Below are 19,037 nucleotides of genomic sequence, written 5' to 3' on the forward strand. Positions count from 1 at the left end.
TCTTGTGGTTGTTATCCGGACGCGTCGGCCTCGCTTCGCGCTTCACGCAGGCGGACTTCGGCGTTACGCAGGTGCGAGGAGGCTGCGGTACGTGCCGCCTCACTGTCACCGGCGGCGATGGCGGCGAGCAGCGCGTGGTGCTCCTGGTCGACCTGCTGCATGTACTGGCTGTTACGCGCCTCATTGCAACGGGTCACTCGGATCGCCTGTTGCAACAGTTGGTGCAGAAAATCGATGGTTTCGAGAAAGTGCTGGTTGCCGGTGGCGGCCACCACCGAACGGTGGAAGGCGAGGTCTTCGCGCACGCCGTCTTCACCCCGCTCGACCGCTTCGTCGAGCTCGGCCAAGGCGTTTTGCATCGCCCGCAATTGCGCATTGGTGCGCCGCGCCGCGGCCAGTTCGGCGGCCTTGATCTCCAGCGCGCTGCGCAACTCGAGGATTTCCACCACGGCCTCGAAGTTGCCCTGGGGCGGAGACAGGCGCAACGCGACACTGGGATTGGGCACGACGAAGGTGCCGCTGCCCTGGCGCGAAGTGAGCATGCCCTCGCGCTTGAGCATCGAAATAGCCTCGCGCACCACCGTGCGGCTGACACCGTATTGCTCGCACAAGGCCTGCTCGGTGGGCAGGCGGTTACCGGCGGCCAACTGGCCCTCATGGACCGCCGCACTCAGGCGTTTGGCCAGCCGTTCGGCCAGCTTGGGGGTAACGTCGTTCAGACTGTCCACTCAGATTCTCCCGGCAATCGTCGCGCTGCCCTGCCACTCGCTGTGAGCAAGAAGAAAACACGCAACGGTTGCGTCCACGTTAAATTCATCATACAACATGACAACTGCTTGTCACCTGGTTCATCAAATAACAAGAATACGGGGCGTTCGGCACGCTGCCCCGAATATTCTCCTTAAGCGGAGTGCAATACATGAAGATCCTGGTAACTGGCGGCGCTGGCTTTCTCGGCGCCCGCCTGATCGAAGCGCTGCTGGCGCCCACTGCGAGCGACCTGCTGCCCCCCGGCGCTAGCCTTGTCTCAGTCGACCTGACGCCCTGCCCCATCGATGACCCGCGTGTGGTGTCGCACACGGGCGACATCTGTGACCCGGCCTTTATCCAATCACTGATCGGTCCAGAGACCTCCCTGGTCTATCACCTGGCCGCGATCGTCAGTGGCCAGGCCGAAGCCGATTTCGACCTGGGCATGCGGGTCAATTTCGAGGCGACCCGCGCCCTGCTCGAAGCCTGCCGCCACCAGGCCCAGGCACCGCGTTTCGTGTTCGCCAGCTCACTGGCGGTATTCGGCGGGCCGATGCCCGAGCAGGTGCCCGAAGAACTCGCACCGCTGCCGCAATCGTCCTATGGCGCGCAGAAGGCAATGGCCGAACTGCTGATCAACGACTACTCGCGCAAGGGCTTCATCGATGGCCGGGTGTGTCGCCTGCCGACCATTTCCGTTCGCCCCGGCAAACCCAACGCAGCGGCCTCGTCATTTGCCAGCGGCATCTTGCGCGAGCCCCTGGCCGGCGAGGCGAGCAACTGTCCGATACCGCTGGATACCCGGATGTGGCTGTCTTCGCCGCAGACCGTGGTCGACAACCTGGTCCACGCCGCGCGCCTGGACGGCCAGGCGCTTGGCCTGCGTCGGACCCTCAACCTGCCCGGCATCAGCGTGCAGGTCAGCGAAATGCTCGACAGTCTCGCCCGTGTCGGTGGCGAGGCGGCCCGCGCGCGGGTCAGCTTTGAGCCGGACGAGCGGATCCAGCGCATCGTCTGCAGCTGGCCCGGCGACTTCGACATCCAAAGGCCGCTGCAACTGGGCTTTCGCGGTGATGCCGACTTCGACAGCGTGGTAAGGGCGCACCAGCTCAGCATGAATCACTGACCCAGACGGCCCCTGGCGGTGCCGTCGTTCCATCCAATAACAACAAGAGTGATTACCCAATGGACGCAACTTCTATCGCCGGTCCACAGCTGATGGTGAGCCTGGTCCTGGCCATCGTCATACTCATCGTGCTGGTTCTCAAGACCCGCATCCACGCCCTGCTGGCGCTGATCATCGCCGCCTCGATCGCTGGCCTGGGCGGCGGCATGGCGCCGGACGCGCTGGTCAAATCCATCACCACCGGTTTCGGTGCCACGCTGTCGACCATCGGCCTGGTCATCGGTTTCGGTGTGATGATGGGTCGCCTGCTGGAAGTCTCCGGCGCCGCCGAGCGGATGGCCTATACCTTCGTGCGTTGGCTGGGCAACAAACGCGAAGAGTGGGCGATGATGGTGACCGGCTACATCGTCTCGGTGCCGATCTTCTGCGACTCGGCGTTCGTCATCCTCAACCCGTTGGTCCGTGCGCTGGCACGCAACAGCGGCAAATCGATGCTGACCCTGGGTATTGCCCTGGCCAGCGGCCTGATGCTGACCCACCATGCGGTTCCGCCGACGCCAGGGCCGCTGGGGATTGCCGGGATCTTCAATATCGATGTGGGCTTGATGATTTTCTGGGGCGTGGTGTTCACCATTCCCGGCACCTTCGTGCTGGTGGCCTACGCGCGCTTCATGGGCCCGCGTATCGAGGCGATGATCGCGCAAAGCGGCCAGCAACCGGTCGAACCCGCCACCGCCTACCGCGAAGTGCTCGAACGCGCCGATGCCCGCGAGGCCGAGCTGCCGCCGCTGTGGCTGTCGATGCTGCCGATCGTGCTGCCCATCCTGCTGATCTTCGCCAACACCCTGGTCGTGGCCCTCGGCAAACTCAACGGTGACAGCACCCTGACCCAGAGCCTGTTCGGCCAGACCATCGCGTTTGTCGGCAACCCGGTCATTGCCGTCGGCCTCGGGGTCGTGGCAGCACTGTATGGCCTGGTGCCGCGGCGCCCGCGTGAGGAAGTCATCGCGCATATGGAGAAAGGCGTGGAAAGCGCCGGCATCATCCTGCTGGTCACTGGCGCCGGTGGTGCATTGGGTGCCGTGTTGCGCGACAGCGGTGCGGGCCAGTACATGGGCGAATGGGTCGCCACCTTGCCGCTGCCGGCGGTGTTGATCCCCTTCGTGATCGCTTCGCTGGTGCGCCTGATCCAGGGCAGCGGCACCGTCGCGATGATCACCGGCGCCTCGATTTCCGCGCCGATCCTGGCCTCGATTCCCGACGTTAACATGGTCTTCGCCGCCCAGGCGGCGGCCATTGGTTCGATGGTCTTTGGCTACTTCAACGACAGCTATTTCTGGGTAGTCAACCGCATGCTCGGGGTCACCAACGCCAAGCACCAGATGCTGACCTGGTCGGTTCCGACCACGATCGGTTGGTTCACCTCCCTGCTCACGCTGTTGCTGTTCAACGCCATTCTCGGATAACGAACGGCGAGGCAACCGGGCAGGCACTGCAAAGTCCTGCCCCGACTTGCCCCTCTGCCGTTTCCCCCTGACCAGGGCCGACCTCCCCGTACACTGGCGCCGCGGTTTCGACGACTGACGCTCAAGCGCCCGCCAGCCTTGCCGATAACCCTTGTGACGACGGTCCCCAGGCCTCGCCGCCTCTGCCGGTTGCATAGGGTCACTCTCGATGATTTTTCCGTTTAACCGTCTGCTGATGTGCTGCGTCCTGATGTTCCTGGGTGCAAGCGCAACCCTGCCAAACGCCGCCGCAGAGACTGCGCTGCGCATCGTTACGGAAGAACTGCCGCCCTATAACATGACGCAGAACGGGCGAGTGACCGGTATGAGCACCGAGGTGGTCCAGGCAGTGCTCAAGGAGGTCGGCGTAGAGGCGTCCATCCAGCCCATGCCTTGGGCGCGGGCCTACGAACTGGCGCTCAATGAAAGTAACGTATTGATCTATTCAATCGTTCGAACGCCTGCGCGCGAATCACTTTTCCAGTGGGTCGGGGCCATCGCCCCAACCCAGTGGTACATGTACTCGCTGGCTGAGCGCCCGGTAAAACTCAACTCGCTGGACGATGCACACGGTCACCAGATTGCCACCGTCAATCAGGACGTGGGTGAGCAATACCTGGTGTCAAAGGGTTTCCGCATTGGGAAAGACCTTCAGTCGAGCAACAAGTACGAACACAACTACCGCAAGCTCAAGGTCGATCACGTGGAGCTATGGATTTCCAACGAGCTCAATGCGCTGTACCTGACCCGCCAGAATGGGGAAGACCCGGATAAAGTGTTGATCCGCTCACTGCCGCTTCCCGAATTGAGCAGTCAGGATGGCTTGAGCATGGCGTTCAGTCGCAAGACGCCGGCCGCGACGGTCGAGAAATTCCGCTCAGGCCTGGAGACCATCCGCCGCAATGGCGTTTACGACGCCATCATGCGCAAGTGGTTATGACATGGCCGACGATTTTCGAACGGTCCCCCTTCACCCGCCAAAGACCAGAACATTCAGCTCATTGGGACGGCGTCTGGTTTTGGCCACGCTGGTGTTCTGCCTGTGCTTTACCTTGGCGATGGTCACGCTGCGTACCTGGCAGGCCTGGGAAAACAATCTGGCGCAGATGAATTCGGAGCTGCTCCTGATCGACCAGGTGTTCCAGAACACCTTGGCCCATGCCATTTGGGAAATGGACCGTGAGTCGCTGGACAAGCAGATCACCAGCGTCGCGAATGCGGCGCCGGTGGGACGCGTGGTACTCAATATCCTGCGACCCGGACAGTCGCCAGAAATCATCGAGTTCAATCGATATGCCAGCAATCCATCCAGCGTGGCGCCGGTGCTGCATCGTCAGCTCGTCGCGCAGCCCTATCTTGGCGCCAACGAAAAGGTCGGTGAACTGACCATCGAGGGCGATAACAACCTGCTTTGGGAACGTCTCTGGGACGAAGCCCGCAGCATCGTCATCACGCAGGTGATCCAGTCGTTGCTGCTGGCCGGGCTGGTCATGACCATGTTCAACCGTCTGGTGACCGTACACGTTGTCCATATCGCCCGGCATCTGGGAAAACTCTCACCACAAACACTCAACTTCCACCTCAAGCTGCAACGTTCGGTCCAGCGCCAGGACGAGTTGAGCCTGCTCGAATTCAAAGTCAATGCACTGCAAGACAACCTCCACGCCCATTTGGAACGCCAGCACTCGGACGAACTGGCCCTTGCAGCCAGTCGCGACCAGTTGGCCGAACTGGTCGAGGCGCGCACCTCGGAGCTCAAGGCCGCCAACCAGGCCCTCGAAGCGCTGTCGCGTCACGATGCCTTGACCGGCTTGGCCAACCGTCGTTACTTCGATGAACTGAAGGATGTCGAATTCCGCCGTGCGATCCGCCACAACACCCCGCTAGCCGTACTGATGTGCGATGTGGATTTCTTCAAGATCTACAACGACACCTACGGCCATATCAAGGGCGACGAGTGCTTGAAACAGATCGCCGGAACCCTGCGCAGTGTCTTCGGCCGCTCCGGCGAACTGACGGCTCGCCTGGGGGGTGAGGAGTTTGTCGTGGTATTGCCCAATATCAACGCCAGCCAGGCATGCGAGGCCGCCCAGCGGTTTCGTGAAAGCCTGGCTGAACTTGAACTGCCCCATGGCGGCTCAGCGGTTTCCCCTTTTGTCACCCTGAGCATCGGCGTCGCCGAGCTGGACACCAAAACCATGGACCACTTCGATCAACTGCTGCAACGCGCCGACCAGGCGCTGTACCGAGCCAAACGCCAGGGGCGCAATTGCGTCGCTTTATAAAACCATCATGTGCAGCGAGGTTTGTATGCACTATCGTCTGAAGCTCTGCTCGTGCTTGCTCCTGGCCTTGATCAGCGTGAAAAGTCACGCCGAGGCGATCGAAGTCGTGACCGAAGACTCGTTATACGCCTATCTGCGTGAAGGCGCGCTCGTCGGGCCGGGCACTCGAATAGCCGACGAAACCTTAAAAGGCGCAGGGATCAGCGATTATCGTATGTTGCTGTACCCATGGGCACGCGCTTACGAAAAAGCACTGCATGAACCCAATGTAATGATCTTCCCGCTCGATCGCACTCCGGCCCGTGAACAGATGTTCAAGTGGGTGGGTGAAATACATCGGGCGACGACCAAGCTTTACAAGCTGCGTGGACGTGACGGCATCGCCGTTGACAGCCTTGAAGACGCCAAGCAGTACACCATAGGCGTGGTGCGAAATGACGCCAAGCAGGTTTACCTGCAGCAGAAAGGCTTTACCCGGCTGGTGGTATCGGCGGACAACCACGATAACTTTCAAAAGCTGTTGAATCAGCAGATTCAGTTGCTGCCAATGCCCGAGAACACTGCGCGCCTGATGAGCAAAGATGCCCAAGTGGATTTCACCTCCCTGCAAGAGGTCTTTTCCCTGGATGAACAACCCCACCGAGTTCACATGGCGTTTAGTCTGAGCACCCCGGATGAGATCGTCACCCGGGCTCAACAGGCTTTCGCGAAGCTCAAGGCTTCAGGCGAAGTGGATCGGATCATGACCCAAGAGCGTTAGCCGGTGAGGCTAATGCTGTGCTTGCGCGCGGGGTGATTTGCTGACGCTGACCTTCCTATGGCAGGCTTGAGCCAGAGTTTTTTTCGCGGTTCACGCGGTCACTAAACGTCGGCAATGAGGCCCCTCCCATGAGCAAAGCGCCCTATGTACCGCCCAGAGTCTGGAAACACAACGCCCCGTCTGGCGGCCAGTTCGCCAACATCAACCGCCCTATCGCCGGGCCGACCCATGAAAAAGTATTGCCCGTGGGCGAACATCCGTTGCAGCTGTACTCACTGGCCACGCCCAATGGCGTGAAAGTGACCATCCTGCTGGAAGAGCTGTTGGCGCTGGGGCACACCGGCGCCGAATATGACGCCTGGCTGATTCGCATCGGCGAGGGCGACCAGTTCTCCAGTGGTTTTGTCCAGATCAACCCGAATTCAAAGATCCCAGCGTTGCTTGATCGCAGCGTGGAGCCAGCGATCCGGGTTTTCGAGTCCGGTTCGATCCTGCTGTACCTGGCGGAAAAATTCGGCGCCTTCCTGCCCACTGATCCGGCCGGGCGCACCGAAACCCTGAACTGGCTGTTCTGGCAGATGGGCGCAGCCCCCTATCTGGGCGGAGGCTTCGGTCATTTCTACGCTTACGCGCCCGATAAACTTGAATACCCCATCAATCGTTTCACCATGGAAACCAAACGCCAGCTCGATGTCCTGAATCGCCGTCTTGGCGAAAGCCAATACCTGGCCGCAGACAGCTACACCATCGCCGATATCGCGGTCTGGCCTTGGTATGGTCAATTGGTTCGCGACAACGTGTACTCGGCTGCCGAGTTCCTGGCTGCCCACGAATACACCCATGTGCAACGCTGGGCCGAGGAGATCGCCAACCGGCCTGCGGTGATCCGTGGGCAACGAGTGAACCGCACCTGGGGTGATGAAACGAGCCAAGTGCCGGAGCGGCATCGGGCTGAGGATCTGGATTAAAAGGACTGGGCCGGTCTTTCCCCGTCAGCGCCGGATAGCAACCGCGGTAGGCCGGGCGCTATCCGATCGCTGAACGCCGCGCAGATTAAACACGAATCGTGAATCCATGATTGGCTTTTCAGCCATTGAACCTGCAATCGCATTCCCTATGCTGGCATGACTGCTCATCGAGCGCGGCGCATCGTGAGGCCCTCCCGACGCGCCTTCCGATCACTCGCGAGAACCGTCATGAAAGGCCCCAGAACGCTCTACCAAAAGCATATAGATGCCCACACCGTCTGTACGCTGGATGACCACGGCCATGTGTTGCTCTACATCGACCGCCAGGTCGCCAATGAATACACCAGCCCCCAGGCCTTCAGCGGCTTGAGAGAAGCGAACAGAACGGTATGGCGCCCGTCATCGACGTTGGGCGTGGTCGATCATGTCAACCCGACCACGCCTGATCGCGTTGCGACCATGCCGGATGCGGGTGGCGCGCTTCAGGTTTCTTACTTCGAGCAGAACTGTCGAGACTTCGCAATCGAGCTGTTCGATGTCCTGGACAAGCGACAAGGCATTGAGCACGTGGTTGCCCCTGAGCAAGGCTTCATTCTTCCCGGGATGGTCGTGGCCGCAGGTGATAGCCACACAACGACCTATGGCGCGCTGGGCGCTTTTGGTTTCGGTATCGGCACCTCGGAGATTGAACACCTGCTCGCCACACAGACGTTGGTCTATAAACGTCTGAAGACCCTGCGCGTGAATGTGCACGGGCGGATGGGCGCAGGCGTCACCTCCAAAGACATCATCATGGCCTTGATCCGCGACATCGGCGCATCCGGTGCGACGGGCTACGCCATCGAGTTCTCCGGCCCCACCATCGAGTCCCTCAGCGTCGAAGCGCGCATGACCATCTGCAACATGGCTGTAGAGGCCGGTGCCCGTGGTGCTTTCATGGCACCGGACGAAAAAGTGTACGCCTATCTCAAAGACAAGCCGCGGGCCCCCAAAGGGGCGCAATGGGAGCAGGCTGTCGAAAAATGGAAAGCGCTTTATTCCGACCCGGGAGCGCATTTCGACAAGGAAGTCGAACTCGATGCCAGCGCATTGGAGCCGATGGTGACGTGGGGAACCAGCCCGGACCAGGCCGCGCCGATTGGTGAGTGCGTACCGGATCCGCGTTTGGAGAGCGACCTGATCCGCCGCCAGGACCTGCAGCGGGCACTGCGCTACATGGGCCTTGAGCCGGGAACCCGACTGGCGGGAGTGCCGATCAGTCACGCCTTTATCGGCTCCTGTACCAATGCACGCATCGAGGATCTGCGTGATGTCGCGCGCATCGTTCGGGGCCGCAAAGTAGCGGCGAGCGTGCGCGCGATGATCGTACCGGGCTCCACGCTGGTGCGTGAGCAGGCGCAAGCGGAGGGACTGGCGCAGATCTTCAAGGATGCTGGCTTCGAATGGCGCCAGTCCGGCTGCTCGATGTGCCTGGCAATGAATGATGATGTGCTGTCACCGGGCGATCGCTGCGCCTCCAGTACCAACCGTAATTTCGAGGGCCGTCAGGGCGCCGGAGCAAGAACTCACCTCATGAGCCCGGCGATGGTCGCCGCCGCAGCGATTTGCGGCCACCTCACCGACGTTCGCCAGCTGTCCATGGAGACCTGAAATGCAGCCATTCACCATCGTTCGCGGTACCGCCGCGCCGCTGCCCGCCGCGAATGTAGACACCGACGTGATCATGCCCAAACAGTTTCTCAAGGGCATCGATCGCAATGGGCTGGACCGCGGGGTCTTTTTTGACTTACGTTTCCTGGTTGATGGCGCCCCTAATCCTGCCTTCATTCTCAATCAGGCTCCCTGGGATCACGCCAGTTTCCTGATCACCGGGCCAAATTTCGGCTGTGGTTCCAGCCGCGAGCACGCGGTTTGGGGGCTGAAGCAATTGGGTATACGCGCACTGATCGGCACGAGTTTCGCCGGTATTTTCTACGACAACTGCCAGCGCAATGGTGTTCTTCTCATTCAAGTGAAGGAGTCAGAACAGCAGGAGATCAGCCATCTCGTTGGGTCACCTGAAAACTCGCAGATCACGATCGATTTGCATGCCCAGCAGATTCACCTTCAAACCGGAAAGATGATTGGGTTTGAGATCGATCCATTGCGCAAAAAAGCGCTGCTGGAAGGTCTCGATGCGATTGGCACAACGCTTGAGCATACGTCACGAATTCGCGACTTCGAGGCACGGCACCATCGTTCGAACCCCTGGCTGGCCTGAGCCTCAAGCGAACAAGGGCCTGCATCACGCGGGCCTGCGCAGCCGGACCAAGCCGTCGTCAGGGCTGGGACGCCTCAGGTAGCCGCAGCCTTTTCAGAGAGTTCTCCAGAAACTCCACACAAACGCGAAGTTTGGCCGAGTCCGCCAGCCTGGTCGGATACACCGCCCAGACGTTCGCGCTTTGGGTGTAGTCGGGCAGCACGCGGACCAGCTTGCCTTGATCCAGCAGGGGCTGAACATCCCACAACGACCGCAGAAGAATCCCGCGCCCAGCCAATGCCCATTGCAGTACGATCTCTCCGCTGTTCGACGACAGCCTGCCATTGACCCGGACGACCTCATCACGGTGGGCGTGATTCAAGTGCCAAACACCGAACGGGTTGTTCCGCTCCTTCAAGACCAGACAGTCATGATGAGCAAGATCCTTGAGCGTCATCGGGACCCCTCGCCGCTCCAGATAATCCGGCGTGGCACAGAGCACCCGTTGGTTACTGAGCAGCTTGCGGCTGATGTGATGTCCCGGCAAGTCGTCACCCACCCGGATCTCCAGATCAAAGCCTTCGGCAACGATGTCTACCACGCGGTCGAACACATCCAACCGCACCTCCAGTTCTGGATAGATCGATGACAGCTCTGCGATCGCAGGGGCGACATGATTACGGCCAAAACCAAAGCTGCTGCAAATGTGCAGCAGGCCTCGAGGGGCTTGGCGAATCTCGGTGAGCTCGCCTACGAAATCATCCATGTCGTCGAGAAAGCGCATCGCCCAGCGCCGAGTTTTTTCCCCCGCTTCTGTCAGCGCAATGCGCCGAGTGGTGCGATGCAAAAGTCGCGTGCGCAAGGTTTGTTCAAGCACTCGAATCCGTTTGCTCACAAATGCAGGTGAAAGCCCTAGCTCATCCGCAGCGCCGGCAAAACTGGATTTGCGAATCACGGTCAGGAAAACCCGAAGGTCCTCCGGCAGAGGAGTTTGAACACGAAACGTGTTTTCTGGGGTCATGACCGCCCTGCTTATTCCGCTTTTTGCGCAGAATAGCACCTATGAATGCTCGCCCGCCCGCTCGGACCTGATCAGTGCGGCGGGCCCAGGTCAATCGCGGGCCGCCACTGAGGCTCTTTCAGTTGGATTGGTTGGCCGCCTGGGCCGCTTCGATCAATTCAGTCCCGATCTGGGCTTCGAAGGCTTTCCAGGCAGGACGCACGGCATCGCGCCAGGCATCACGTTGCTGCGGGGTCAGGCTGATGATCTCGCTCTTGCCCGAATCGATGATGCCTTGCTTGGCCTGCTGATTGAGTGCCTCGGCCTGCTTGTTCACTTCGACGGTGACCTCATCGATGATCTGCTCCAGGTCATCGCGCACATCCACCGGCAAGCCATTCCAGAACTGGGTGTTGGCGATCAGCAAGTAGTTACCGATGGCATGGTTGGACTCGGTCATGTACTTCTGCACTTCATAGTATTTCTGGGAATAGATGTTCGACCAGGGGTTGTCCTGCGCATTCACCACACCCGTTTGCAGGCCCTGGTAGATCTCAGCGAAAGCCATCTTGCGCGGCACGGCGCGCAACGCGCTGTATTGCGCGGCCTGCAGGTCAGACGGCTGCACGCGAAACTTCTGCCCGCGGGCATCACTTGGCTTGACCAGCGGTTTGTTCGCGGTCAATTGACGCATGCCGTTGAGCCAGTAGGCCAGCCCGGTGATGCCTTTGCCTTCCATTGACCGGAGCAACGCCTTGCCTTTGTCCGACTGCTGAAAGCGCTGCGCCGCCGCGACGTCATCGAACAGGAACATCAAGTCGAACAACTGCAATTGCTTGGTGTATTGCTCCAGTTTCGAAGGTGCCGGCGCCAACATCTGCACCTCGCCGAGCAACAGGGCTTCCATCTCCTTGCCATCGCCGTACAACGACGAATTGGAGTAGACCTGCACTTGCACTTTACCCGGCAGGCGCTCCTCCACCAACTTCTTGAACATCAGGGCGCCCTGCCCCTTCGGCGTGCTGTCGGCGGTGATGTGGGAGAACTTGATCAGAATCGGTTCGGCGGCCTGGACAGACAACGCACCGACCAGGGCAAAGCTGGCAAGCACCCCGGTCAGGCCACGACGCACGGATGGATACTTCATGGTGAGCTCCTATTGTTTTTGTTTGAGCGTTGGGGACGCATCCCCCTCAGTCCGTTTGGACTCTAACTCCCGTCCCTGCGCGACTGAAATTCATATTTGAACAATGCTGCCTTCGGCGTTCACGAAGGCTCGACCATGGAAGCTTCCCGTTGCTCGCTGCTCATCAGGTGTTCAAGCATCTGGCGTGCTGTCATCGACAGCGCTTCCAGGCTGCGCACGGCAATCTTCAACTCGCGACGCGCCCAGGGATCGTCCAGCGCAATGACCTGCACATCGAGCGCCGGCAAATAGGTCCGCACGGCAAGCTCCGGCAGGATGCCGATCCCCATGCCGGTGTGGATCATCCGGCAAATGGCTTCGAAGCTGCGCACCTGGATCCGCAGGCGCAATGGCGTGCCCAAATGACGCGCAGCCTGCTGCAGCAGGCCGTGTAACGAGGCGTCCTGCTGCAACCCGATGAAGTCGTAGCTGACCGCTTCGTGCAGGCTGATGCGGCTGCGCTCGGCCAGCGGATGCGCGCGTGGGGTGACCAGCACCAAACGGTCGTGACGGTAGTTGAATACCTGCAGCTCGTCGGCGGGCACATGGCCGGCGAAAATGCCGATATCGGTAAGCCCTTCGCGCACCGCGCGAATGACTTCGCTGCTGACCCGCTCTTCCAGGTCGATTTTGACCTGCGGGTGCAACCGGGTAAAAGCACTGAGGTCCTCGGGTAAAAACTCTATCACCGCCGAGGTATTGGCGTGAAGGCGCACATGTCCCTTGACCCCTTCGCTGAACTCGCTGAGATCAGCGTTCAACTGCGCAAGGTTGTCCATCATATTGCGGGCGTGATGCAGCAAGGCATGCCCGGCCGGCGTCAGTTCGACACCCTTGGGCTGGCGGTAGAGCAAGGCGATACCCAACTGGTTTTCCAGGTCACTGACCCGTTTGCTCACCGCCGCCAGGGCCAGGTGCTCGCGCTCGGCAGCCTTGGTCAGACTGCGCTCATCGGCGATGGCGACGAACAGCTTGAGGGTGACGAAATCGATACGACGCATAGGCGCGGCCTCCTGTCAGTCGTGTATCACGACGTGCAGCACGATAAAGAACAGGTTCAAGGTTCTCACAGGTGGTACTTCGCAAGATACGAAGCCTGGCTTGGTCATTGATCAATTGTTCAGCTTCAGGGCCTGAGCCATCCTGCCTGACAAAGAACAGCGCACGACCCGAAGGTGCAGACATGACAGAACAACACGTAAGCAGCATGGCGCTGCAAGGCCTGAAGGTCCTGGAGATGGGCCAACTGATCGCCGGCCCGTTCGCCAGCAAGATGCTCGGGGAATTTGGTGCCCAGGTGATCAAGATCGAGCCGCCGGGTGTTGGCGACCCGCTGCGCAAGTGGCGCAAGCTCAAGGATGGCACCTCGCTCTGGTGGCATGTGCAATCGCGCAACAAGCAGTCGTTGACCCTTAACCTGAAAGCAGCGGAAGGTCAGGAGATTGTCCGCCGGCTGGTGGCCGAAGCCGATGTACTGGTCGAGAACTTTCGCCCCGGCACGCTGGAAAGTTGGGGGCTGGGCTGGGACACTCTGTCGAAGATCAACCCGCGCCTGATCATGCTGCGCATCTCCGGCTACGGGCAGACAGGTCCCTATCGCGACCGCCCCGGCTTCGGTGTCATCGGCGAGGCCATGGGCGGCCTGCGCCACCTCACCGGTCACCCGGGTCAGGCCCCGGTACGGGTCGGCATCAGCCTGGGCGATTCGTTGTCTTCCCTGTATGGGGTCATCGGCGTGCTGCTTGCTTTGCAGGAGCGCCACACCAGCGGCATGGGCCAGTTCATTGACGTGGCGTTGTACGAATCGGTGTTTGCCATGATGGAAAGCCTGGTGCCGGAGTACGACGCCTGTGGTTATATTCGCGAGCCCGCCGGCAGCGCCCTGCCGGGTATCACGCCGTCCAACTCCTATCCCTGCAACGACGGTCAATACGTACTGATCGCCGGCAACGGCGACAGTATTTACAAACGATTGATGCAACTGATCGGCCGCCCGGATCTGGCCGACGACCCGCGCCTGGCGCATAACGACGGGCGTGGCGAACACGCCGAGCGTATCGATGCGGCCATCGCCGAATGGACCCGGCAACACGATCGAGATCAGGTCCTGGAGGCACTGAATCAGGCGTTGGTGCCGGCCGGATTCCCCTACACCGCCGCCGATATCGTCAAGGACCCGCACTACCTTGCGCGCCAGATGATCGAGACCGTGCAGACCAGCGCCGGCGCGCTGAAAGTGCCGGGCGTACTGCCCAAACTCAGCCGCACCCCGGGGCGTCTCGGCGCCGGCGGCCCACAATTAGGCGAACACACCGACGACCTGCTGGCCGGTCTGGGCCTGAGCGGCGAACAGGTCCGCGGCCTGCGCGAGCGCGGCATCATCTGAACAAGGAGGCGCCTGCAAAAAAGCTTGCGCCCCCTCACCGTCACCCGGAGAACCGCCCCATGAGCAAACGCCTGTACATCCAGGAAGTCGTCACCCGCGACGGCTTCCAGAGCGAAGCCCAGTTCATCCCCAGCGCAGACAAGATCGCCCTGATCGATCGCCTGGCGCAAACCGGCCTGGCGAAAATCGAAGTCACCTCCTTCACCTCGCCCAAGGCGATTCCCAGCCTGCGCGATGCCGAAGAGGTGATGCGCGGCATCCGTCGCATGCCAGGGGTGGAATACAGCGTGCTGGTGCCCAATGTGAAGGGCTGTGAGCGGGCATTGGCCTGCGAGGTTGACGAGATCAACCTGGTGATGTCGGCCAGCGACAGCCATGGCGTGGCCAACCTGCGCATGACGGCCGAGCAATCGCTCGAGCAGTTCCGCCAGATCATCGCCGTCAGCCAGGGAAGCGGCGTGTTCATCAACGCCTCGTTGTCGACCGCCTTCGGCTGCCCGTTCGAAGGCCAGGTCGCCGAAGCGCGGGTCCATGGACTGATCCAGCGCTTGCTGGACATCGGCGTGCAGGGCGTAACCTTGTGTGACACCACAGGCATGGCCGATCCGGCACAGGTCGCGCGCATCTGCCGTGAAGCCCTGGCGCGCTGGCCGCACACCCCGTTTACCCTGCACTTTCACAACACCCGAGGCATGGGGCTGGCCAATGCGCTGGCGGCGCTGGAGGCCGGCATCGATCGTTTCGATGCCTCCCTCGGTGGGCTGGGCGGCTGCCCCTATGCGCCGGGTGCCAGCGGGAATATTTGCAGCGAGGATCTGGTGCACATGTTCCAGCGCATGGGACTGGACACCGGCGTCGACCTGGACAAGTTACTGGCGGCGGCGGCCACCCTGCCAACGCTGGTCGGCCACCCGGTGCCTGGGGCAATCCTCAAGGCCGGCAAGTCCGACCGACGCTATGCAAAAGCTCAATAGAACCCAGGCCGGCAGCCTCGGCCCGAGGCTACCGCACCGATAGGCAAGCGCCTCAGCGCGCACTCCAGCGTCCGCCAAATTGTTATGGCGTCCTGCACAGACCATTCAAACCTGCTGGCTTTATCGCCAGCGTACCCGCCTTGTAAGCTCCATCTCGATCCCATTGACGACAAAGCCCGCGAGTCATTGCCGATATCGATCGGGTTGAACCCGAGGGTGTCCCTCGCCAATCAGTGTCTTCGATGTCGCCACGGATCTTCTCTTTGCAGACTGGGAGTCAACGATGAAGCTACAGGTCAATGAACGCGAACTGGAGGTGGATGCGCCCGACGATATGCCGCTGTTGTGGGTCGTTCGAGACCTGATGAACATGACCGGTACCAAGTTCGGCTGCGGGATGGGTTTATGCGGCGCCTGCACCGTGCATATCGACGGCTCGCCCCAGCGCAGTTGCATCACGCCTGTCGGTGCCCTGGCCGGTAAAAAGATCACCACCATCGAAGGCCTGTCAGCCGATATCAGCCATCCGGTTCAGCGTGCCTGGACCGAACTGGATGTCGTCCAGTGCGGCTATTGCCAGTCCGGCCAGATCATGGCCGCCGCGGCATTGCTGACAAGCAACCCTGCCCCCACCGACGCCGACATCGATCAGGCCATGGCCGGGAATATCTGTCGCTGCGGCACATACCAGCGCATTCGTTTGGCCATCCACCGCGCCGCCGACTTGAGCAAGGCCTGACCCCATTCCATCAGCCACCTTTCAGCCAGGGAGTGCTCTGCAATGAATGCCACGATTGTCTCTTCTCGTCGCAGTTTTCTTAAGTCTGGTGCCGTGCTTGGCAGTGGCCTGATTGTCGGTTTCACGGTGCCCGCTGGCAAACGCCTGATGGCGCAAGACCTGGAGTCCGCCGAATTCGCGCCCAATGCCTTCCTGCGCATAGCACCGGATGACAGCATCACCATTTTGCTGGCTCATGCCGAAATGGGCCAGGGGGTCTGGACCACCCTGACCCTGCTCATCGCCGAAGAACTGGACGCTGACTGGAGCACACTCAAGGTCGAGCATGCGCCGGCCGCCGCCGTCTATGCCAGTCTCCGGCGGGGGTTTCAGGGCACGGTCGGCTCTTCCAGCATTCGTGATGAGTTCGAGCGTTATCGCCGGGCGGGCGCAATGGCGCGGACGCTGTTGATCCAGGCGGCGGCCATTCGTCTCGGCCAGGCACCCAGCTCATTGAGCACAGAGCATGGCGAGGTCATCGCCGGCAATACCCGTCTGCGCTATGGTGAACTGGCCGAACAGGCCGCCACGCTGCCGTCGCCAGATCCGGCGACGCTGCCCCTGAAAGATCCGGCGGCGTGGACGCTGATCGGCAAGGGCGCCTTACGGCTGGACTCGCCAGAAAAGATCAGCGGGCGCGCGAAGTATGGCATCGACATCCAGTTCGACGGCTTGCTCTGCGCCGTGGTTGCACGGGCGCCGATGCTCGGCGGCAGGGTCCGCACCTTCGATGCGACCCAGGCCAAGGCACTGCCTGGCGTACGCCATGTGGTTCAGATCCCCAGCGGCATTGCGGTCGTCGCTGATCATTACTGGGCGGCCAAGCGCGGGCGCGATGCGCTGCAAGTGCAATGGGAGGCTGCAAGCGGCACCGTCATCCTCGACAGCGATCAGCAACGCCAGGATTTAACCGCCCTGACCCACACAGCGGGCCAGGTCGTCACGCAACACGGCGAGGTCGAGTCAGCACAGAAGACGGGCCAAAAAATAATCGAGATGACATACACCGTGCCCTACCTCGCGCACGCCACAATGGAGCCACTCAACTGCACCGTGAAGCTCAGCGACGACGGCTGTGACATCTGGGTCGGCAGCCAGATGCAAACGTTCAATCAACGAACCGCCGCGAAGATCACCGGTCTTGCCCCTGAGCAAATACGTATTCACACCACCTTCCTGGGCGGCGGTTTTGGCAGGCGGGCGTTGCAGGATTTCATTGCCGAAGCGGTGGAGGTCGCCAAGGCTGTGAACGTGCCGGTGAAAACCCTCTGGAGCCGCGAGGATGACATGCAAGGTGGATACTACCGTTCAGCCTTCGCACAACACCTGCGTGTTGCCCTGGGGTCGGACGGGCGACCGGTGGCCTGGTCGCAAACCTCGGCGGGGCAGTCGATATTTCCGGATGCGCCGGGCATTCATCCGACGTCTGTCGAAGGCATGAGCGACTCGCCCTACATCATGCGCAGCCCGGCGTATCGGGTCGAAGCGCACTCCCCCCGGTCGAACATTCCCGTGTGGTACTGGCGCTCCGTTGGCCATAGCCACAACGCGTTCGTCATGGAGAGCGCGGTGGATGAACTGGCACACGCCGCCGGGCAGGACCCATTGGCGTATCGACGCCTGCTGCTTGAATCGGACCCACGGCACCTGGGCGTGTTGAACCTTGCCGCCGAACGCTTCGGTTGGGGGCGCACGCCGGCACCGGGGCGCGGCCATGGCCTCGCCGTGCATCAATCATTTGGCAGCTACTGTGCTCAAGCGGTGGAGGTTTCCATCGAAGGTGGGAATATCCGCGTACATCGCGTGGTGTGCGCGATCGACTGCGGCATCCCAGTCAACCCTGACAACATCAAGGCACAGATGGAAAGCGCTATTGTCTTCGGTCTCAGTGCAGCGTTGTTCGGGCAGATGAGCATCAAGGAGGGCCGGGTCCAACAGTCCAACTTTCACGATTACCGGGTGCTGCGTATCAACGAAATGCCGCAGATCGAGGCGCATGTACTGCCCAGCACCGAGAGCCCTGGCGGTGTAGGCGAACCGGCAACGCCCCCTATCGCTGCGGCCGTGGCCAACGCGGTTTTCGCGCTGACGGGTCAACGCTTGCGTGACCTGCCGTTGCGTCCATCGAGCAGCGCATGAAGCGAAGGCCGTCAGGTCAGGGGGCCAAAACGTTCGACATAAAGAGCGCTCACCCACTCGACAAACACCTTGAGTCGTGGGGAGAGCTGGCGGTGATAGGGATACAGCACCGAAATCGGCAGTCCTGGACTGGGCCAGTCACTGAGGACCTCGACCAACGCCCCTGACGCCAGGTATTGCTCCACGCGAAAGCGCGGCACCTGGATCAGTCCGCAGCCGTTCAACGCACAGCAGCAGTAAGACTCGGCGTCATTGACTGAAATCCAGCCGCCCGGCTCCAGCTCGACCACTTGGCCGTCAATGACGAAGGTGAAGGGGTAACGTATGTCGTGGTTGCTGGCAAAGAAGCCCACGGCCTGATGTTCAGCAAGCTGCTGTGGAAACATAGGCGTGCCGTGTTCGGCCAGATAGCCGGGGCTGGCACAGACGACTTCAGGCATCAACGCCAGCCGCTTGGCCACCAGCGAAGAATCACGCGGATTACCTGCACGGACCACGCAATCGACGCCTTCGCTGACCAGGTCCACCAACCGGTCACCGCAGCTGATGACCAGATTGATTTCGGGATAGCGCCGATGAAAATCCTGGATGTTCGGGAGGATGATCCGGGTCGCATGGCTCCCGTGCAAATCCAGACGCAAGGTGCCACGTGGATTCGCCACGACCGTGCTGAGTGAAGACTCGGCATCCTCCAGATCGGCGAGCACCGCCTTGCACCGCTCATAGAAGGCCTGGCCGTCGAGTGTCGGCCGAACCTGCCGGGTTGTTCGCTCGAGCAGACGCGCCCCGAGCTGGCGCTCCAGTTGCTTGATGGCCAGCGTCGCAGTCGCCCGCGGGATATCCAGACCATTGGCTGCACGAGTAAAGCTGCCTTGCTCGATGATGCGGATGAACAGTTGCAAGGCATCGAATTTGTCCATCGTTGACGCCTTTTTTATGGG

17 protein-coding genes are annotated in these 19,037 nt (G+C 61.0%); 12 read left to right on the forward strand and 5 right to left on the reverse strand.

The features are described from left to right. Positions 1-11: 11 nt before the first annotated feature. Positions 12-728 (reverse strand): FadR/GntR family transcriptional regulator, encoded by a 717-nt coding sequence (locus tag BM132_RS08660; protein WP_256244223.1) that lies wholly within the window; start codon positions 726-728, stop codon positions 12-14. A 191-nt stretch (positions 729-919) separates the two neighbouring features. Here BM132_RS08660 and denD point away from each other — a divergent pair, with 191 nt between their 5' ends. The 8 genes from denD (at position 920) to leuD (ending at position 9,654) form a co-directional block, all read left to right on the forward strand. Next, the gene (gene denD / locus BM132_RS08665) at positions 920-1,876 is read left to right on the forward strand and encodes a D-erythronate dehydrogenase (RefSeq protein WP_092454642.1); all 957 of its coding nucleotides are present in this window, start codon (positions 920-922) and stop codon (positions 1,874-1,876) included. A 59-nt stretch (positions 1,877-1,935) separates the two neighbouring features. After that, positions 1,936-3,342, forward strand: a complete 1,407-nt coding sequence (locus BM132_RS08670) for a GntP family permease (protein ID WP_092454644.1) — start codon at positions 1,936-1,938, stop codon at positions 3,340-3,342. Between the two features lie 208 nt (positions 3,343-3,550). After that, positions 3,551-4,321: a substrate-binding periplasmic protein gene (locus tag BM132_RS08675; RefSeq protein ID WP_092454646.1), complete on the forward strand. Its 771-nt coding sequence runs from the start codon at positions 3,551-3,553 to the stop codon at positions 4,319-4,321. A 1-nt stretch (position 4,322) separates the two neighbouring features. Next, positions 4,323-5,666, forward strand: coding sequence for a diguanylate cyclase (locus BM132_RS08680; RefSeq protein WP_092396583.1), 1,344 nt, complete (start codon positions 4,323-4,325; stop codon positions 5,664-5,666). A gap of 106 nt (positions 5,667-5,772) precedes the next feature. Beyond that, a complete protein-coding gene (locus tag BM132_RS08685) occupies positions 5,773-6,426 on the forward strand; it encodes a substrate-binding periplasmic protein (protein WP_256244224.1) in 654 nt (217 codons plus the stop codon). Between the two features lie 128 nt (positions 6,427-6,554). Continuing rightward, complete coding sequence (yghU, locus tag BM132_RS08690) at positions 6,555-7,394, forward strand: glutathione-dependent disulfide-bond oxidoreductase (protein ID WP_092396579.1); 840 nt, start codon at positions 6,555-6,557, stop codon at positions 7,392-7,394. Between the two features lie 228 nt (positions 7,395-7,622). Further along, on the forward strand, positions 7,623-9,044 hold the full coding sequence (gene leuC, locus BM132_RS08695; protein WP_092454648.1) for a 3-isopropylmalate dehydratase large subunit: 1,422 nt from the start codon (positions 7,623-7,625) through the stop codon (positions 9,042-9,044). A 1-nt stretch (position 9,045) separates the two neighbouring features. Further along, positions 9,046-9,654 carry a 3-isopropylmalate dehydratase small subunit gene (gene leuD, locus BM132_RS08700; RefSeq protein ID WP_092454650.1) on the forward strand — a complete coding sequence of 203 codons (609 nt, stop codon included), beginning with the start codon at positions 9,046-9,048 and terminating at the stop codon, positions 9,652-9,654. Between the two features lie 58 nt (positions 9,655-9,712). Here leuD and BM132_RS08705 read toward each other — a convergent pair whose 3' ends face one another. The 3 genes from BM132_RS08705 to BM132_RS08715 all read right to left on the reverse strand — a co-directional run bounded on the left by BM132_RS08705 (position 9,713) and on the right by BM132_RS08715 (position 12,820). Then, the gene (locus tag BM132_RS08705) at positions 9,713-10,654 is read right to left on the reverse strand and encodes a LysR substrate-binding domain-containing protein (RefSeq protein ID WP_092454651.1); all 942 of its coding nucleotides are present in this window, start codon (positions 10,652-10,654) and stop codon (positions 9,713-9,715) included. 118 nt (positions 10,655-10,772) lie between these two features. After that, positions 10,773-11,780 carry a TRAP transporter substrate-binding protein gene (locus BM132_RS08710; protein WP_092454653.1) on the reverse strand — a complete coding sequence of 336 codons (1,008 nt, stop codon included), beginning with the start codon at positions 11,778-11,780 and terminating at the stop codon, positions 10,773-10,775. Positions 11,781-11,899: 119 nt separating this feature from the next. Next, complete coding sequence (locus BM132_RS08715) at positions 11,900-12,820, reverse strand: LysR family transcriptional regulator (protein ID WP_092396569.1); 921 nt, start codon at positions 12,818-12,820, stop codon at positions 11,900-11,902. 182 nt (positions 12,821-13,002) lie between these two features. Here BM132_RS08715 and BM132_RS08720 point away from each other — a divergent pair, with 182 nt between their 5' ends. The 4 genes from BM132_RS08720 (at position 13,003) to BM132_RS08735 (ending at position 18,096) form a co-directional block, all read left to right on the forward strand. Then, positions 13,003-14,205: a CaiB/BaiF CoA transferase family protein gene (locus BM132_RS08720; RefSeq protein WP_092396567.1), complete on the forward strand. Its 1,203-nt coding sequence runs from the start codon at positions 13,003-13,005 to the stop codon at positions 14,203-14,205. Positions 14,206-14,264: 59 nt separating this feature from the next. Further along, positions 14,265-15,179, forward strand: coding sequence for a hydroxymethylglutaryl-CoA lyase (locus BM132_RS08725; protein WP_092454655.1), 915 nt, complete (start codon positions 14,265-14,267; stop codon positions 15,177-15,179). Between the two features lie 283 nt (positions 15,180-15,462). Then, positions 15,463-15,918: a (2Fe-2S)-binding protein gene (locus BM132_RS08730; protein WP_092396563.1), complete on the forward strand. Its 456-nt coding sequence runs from the start codon at positions 15,463-15,465 to the stop codon at positions 15,916-15,918. A 42-nt stretch (positions 15,919-15,960) separates the two neighbouring features. Further along, positions 15,961-18,096 carry a xanthine dehydrogenase family protein molybdopterin-binding subunit gene (locus BM132_RS08735; RefSeq protein ID WP_092454657.1) on the forward strand — a complete coding sequence of 712 codons (2,136 nt, stop codon included), beginning with the start codon at positions 15,961-15,963 and terminating at the stop codon, positions 18,094-18,096. Between the two features lie 11 nt (positions 18,097-18,107). Here BM132_RS08735 and BM132_RS08740 read toward each other — a convergent pair whose 3' ends face one another. After that, the gene (locus BM132_RS08740; RefSeq protein ID WP_092396559.1) at positions 18,108-19,016 is read right to left on the reverse strand and encodes a LysR family transcriptional regulator; all 909 of its coding nucleotides are present in this window, start codon (positions 19,014-19,016) and stop codon (positions 18,108-18,110) included. Between the last annotated feature and the right edge of the window lie 21 nt (positions 19,017-19,037).

Source organism: Pseudomonas sp. NFACC45 (assembly GCF_900113505.1).
GTDB lineage: Bacteria > Pseudomonadota > Gammaproteobacteria > Pseudomonadales > Pseudomonadaceae > Aquipseudomonas > Aquipseudomonas tehranensis.

Bases quoted from the DNA above. Each gene is read 5' to 3' on its own strand.
- denD (WP_092454642.1), top strand. From the start codon at position 920: ATGAAGATCCTGGTAACTGGCGGCGCTGGCTTTCTCGGCGCCCGCCTG.
- BM132_RS08670 (WP_092454644.1), top strand. From the start codon at position 1,936: ATGGACGCAACTTCTATCGCCGGTCCACAGCTGATGGTGAGCCTGGTC.
- BM132_RS08675 (WP_092454646.1), top strand. From the start codon at position 3,551: ATGATTTTTCCGTTTAACCGTCTGCTGATGTGCTGCGTCCTGATGTTC.
- BM132_RS08680 (WP_092396583.1), top strand. From the start codon at position 4,323: ATGGCCGACGATTTTCGAACGGTCCCCCTTCACCCGCCAAAGACCAGA.
- yghU (WP_092396579.1), top strand. From the start codon at position 6,555: ATGAGCAAAGCGCCCTATGTACCGCCCAGAGTCTGGAAACACAACGCC.
- leuC (WP_092454648.1), top strand. From the start codon at position 7,623: ATGAAAGGCCCCAGAACGCTCTACCAAAAGCATATAGATGCCCACACC.
- leuD (WP_092454650.1), top strand. From the start codon at position 9,046: ATGCAGCCATTCACCATCGTTCGCGGTACCGCCGCGCCGCTGCCCGCC.
- BM132_RS08705 (WP_092454651.1), bottom strand. From the start codon at position 10,654: ATGACCCCAGAAAACACGTTTCGTGTTCAAACTCCTCTGCCGGAGGAC.
- BM132_RS08710 (WP_092454653.1), bottom strand. From the start codon at position 11,780: ATGAAGTATCCATCCGTGCGTCGTGGCCTGACCGGGGTGCTTGCCAGC.
- BM132_RS08715 (WP_092396569.1), bottom strand. From the start codon at position 12,820: ATGCGTCGTATCGATTTCGTCACCCTCAAGCTGTTCGTCGCCATCGCC.
- BM132_RS08720 (WP_092396567.1), top strand. From the start codon at position 13,003: ATGACAGAACAACACGTAAGCAGCATGGCGCTGCAAGGCCTGAAGGTC.
- BM132_RS08725 (WP_092454655.1), top strand. From the start codon at position 14,265: ATGAGCAAACGCCTGTACATCCAGGAAGTCGTCACCCGCGACGGCTTC.
- BM132_RS08730 (WP_092396563.1), top strand. From the start codon at position 15,463: ATGAAGCTACAGGTCAATGAACGCGAACTGGAGGTGGATGCGCCCGAC.
- BM132_RS08735 (WP_092454657.1), top strand. From the start codon at position 15,961: ATGAATGCCACGATTGTCTCTTCTCGTCGCAGTTTTCTTAAGTCTGGT.
- BM132_RS08740 (WP_092396559.1), bottom strand. From the start codon at position 19,016: ATGGACAAATTCGATGCCTTGCAACTGTTCATCCGCATCATCGAGCAA.